Consider the following 2,579-nt stretch of genomic DNA (forward strand, 5'->3'; position numbering starts at 1 on the left):
TGCATGTTCCGGCCCATTCCGATCACCCATTTCGGTTCAATCCGATCAGTGATTTCGGTCTAATCCGATCGCTTATTTCGGCGTTATCCGATCAAAAATGACGTTTTTCCGAAATCACTGTTCGGAATCCCGAAATCTTCTTCTTTTTCTCACTAAATCAATTGGTAAGCTCAACTTCATCACTTTATTGAAGGAACGAGCTGCCATGGCGAGAAAGAGAACCGATATGAGAAAGATTAAAGACGTCCTGCGTCTCAAATTCGAAGTAGGATTAAGCCATCGAGACATCGGCCAATGCTTAAGTCTCGGCCCTTCAACCGTGAGTGAAATACTCTCGCGCTTTAAATCCAGTGATTTATCGTGGCCGTTGCCGGAAGCGCTCAATGATAAAACGCTCGAGGCTCAGTTGTATAACACTGGTCCCGTTCAGCGCCAAAAACGGCTGCCTGACTTTATGCTTATGCAGCAAGAGTTGAAGCGTAAAGGCATGACTAAGCTGTTGCTGTGGGAAGAGTATTGCGCCGAAGATAGTGCGTCAGCCTACGGTTATACGCAGTTCTGCGAGCATTATCAGCGATGGCTTAAAAAGCAGAAGCGTAGTATGCGTCAGCATCATATCGCGGGTGATAAGTTGTTTATTGACTACTGCGGGCCGACAGTACCTATCGTTAATCCCGATACAGGCGAAGTGCGTTATCATGCACAAATCTTTGTTGCGACTTTAGGTGCGACCAACTACACGTATGTTGAAGCTGGCCGCTCACAACGTGAAGAAGACTGGATAATGGCGCACGTAAGAACGTTCCGCTACCTTGGCGGTGTACCTCGTTTACTTGTGCCGGATAACCTGAAATCAGCCGTTACCAAAGCCCATCGTTACGCGCCCACGCTGAATGAAAACTACGCAAAAATGGCGCGGCATTACGGCTGCGCCATTGTGCCTGCACGGCCTTATAAACCGAAGGATAAGGCTAAAGCAGAAAATGCGGTACTGATTGTTGAACGCTGGATACTAATGCGATTGCGACGGGAGTGCTTTTACACTTTAGCGGGCCTTAACGCACGTATCAAAGTGTTAATGGAAGAGTTAAATAATCGGCCGCAGCGCTTACATCCAGGCTCTCGCCGAGAGCAGTTTGAACTGCTCGATAAACCCGCGTTAATGCCATTGCCTGGCACCACGTATGAGTACATCGACAGTAAACGAGCAAAGGTGGGGCCGGATTACCATGTGCTGTACCAAAAGCACGCTTACTCTGTACCGCACACCTTAGTAGGCAACACGGTGACCATCGAGGCAAGTGGCAGTGTGGTCAGCATCTATCACCAAAATCAACTGGTGACACAGCACGCTAAATCAGCAAAAGACGGCGGCTTCTCAACGCAAAAAGAACACATGCCGGACAGCCATGTAAAACAGCGCTTCAGCGCTGAGCGCTTATTGCACTGGGCGGAGAATATTGGTGTAGGTACGCGCGGTGTGGTGCAGTGGCACATCCATAGCCGTCAACATCCAGAGCAAGCGATTAAAAGCTGCCTAGCCATTCTAAATCTCACTAAACAGCATGGTGCTGCGCGACTTGAAGCCGCTTGCCAAAAGGCGTTACTGCTAGAACGCCCTCACAGAAGCGTTGTGATGAACTTACTCAAACATCACCAAGAAAGCGTACCGAGCACCGCTGTCGAACACGATGAGCAACCTGTAACCCACCACAATATCCGCGGCCAACATTACTATCAATAGGACAACCCATGACACAATCTCAATTACAAGAGCAACTGCGTAGCTTACGGCTTGGACACTTCGCTCAAGCGTTACTGCAACAACAAAGCCAAGCGACAACCTACGACGAGATGAGCTTCGAAGAACGCTTAGGATTACTGGCACAGCATGAAATCCACTGTCGGCAAGACAGCAAAGTGAAGCGTTTACTGCGTCAGGCAACCTTGCGCTTAGAAGCTCACGCCAGCCGATTGGAATACCGCGCAGAGCGCGGTCTACGCAAAGATAAAGTCGCCACACTGTTGAGCGGCCAATACTTACATCATGCCCATAACATTATCGTTACTGGCGCAACGGGGTGCGGTAAAACGTACTTCGCTTGCGCATTAGCCAGACAAGCCTGTGAACAGCATCATACAGTACGATATTACCGGCTCGGCCAGCTTCTAGATGAGCTGAATATCGGCCACGCCGATGGAAGTTACCGACAACAGCTTGCACAACTCGCTAAGAAAGAGCTGCTCATCCTAGATGACTGGGGAATGGAAAAACTGAGTGCAAGACAGGCCAATGACTTACTTGACGTAATGGAAGAACGATATCAAAACACCAGCACCATTATCGCTAGCCAGTTGCCCGTTACCGAATGGTACAAACTCATCAGTAACCCCACCGTGGCAGATGCATTACTCGACCGTTTACTGCACAACAGCCATCGAATTGAACTGGCTGGCGAATCGATGAGAAAACTAGACCAATCCGATCACTTAAGGTAAAACTGGCAAGGACGAAAAAGAAGAAGAAAAAGTGATCGGATAAAACCGAAATGACCGTTCGGATTCACCGAAATACGCAA

The 2,579-nt window shown here is 48.8% G+C and carries 2 protein-coding genes; both read left to right on the forward strand.

Annotation, left to right across the window (positions count from 1 at the left end):
* Positions 1-205 precede the first annotated feature (205 nt).
* Positions 206-1,744: an IS21 family transposase gene (gene istA / locus LHL20_RS20710; RefSeq protein WP_020744983.1), complete on the forward strand. Its 1,539-nt coding sequence runs from the start codon at positions 206-208 to the stop codon at positions 1,742-1,744.
* An 8-nt stretch (positions 1,745-1,752) separates the two neighbouring features.
* A complete protein-coding gene (gene istB / locus LHL20_RS20715; RefSeq protein ID WP_015066349.1) occupies positions 1,753-2,499 on the forward strand; it encodes an IS21-like element helper ATPase IstB in 747 nt (248 codons plus the stop codon).
* Positions 2,500-2,579: the final 80 nt, after the last annotated feature.

Origin of the sequence: Alteromonas sp. McT4-15 (genome assembly GCF_020515205.1) — a bacterium.
GTDB lineage: Bacteria > Pseudomonadota > Gammaproteobacteria > Enterobacterales > Alteromonadaceae > Alteromonas.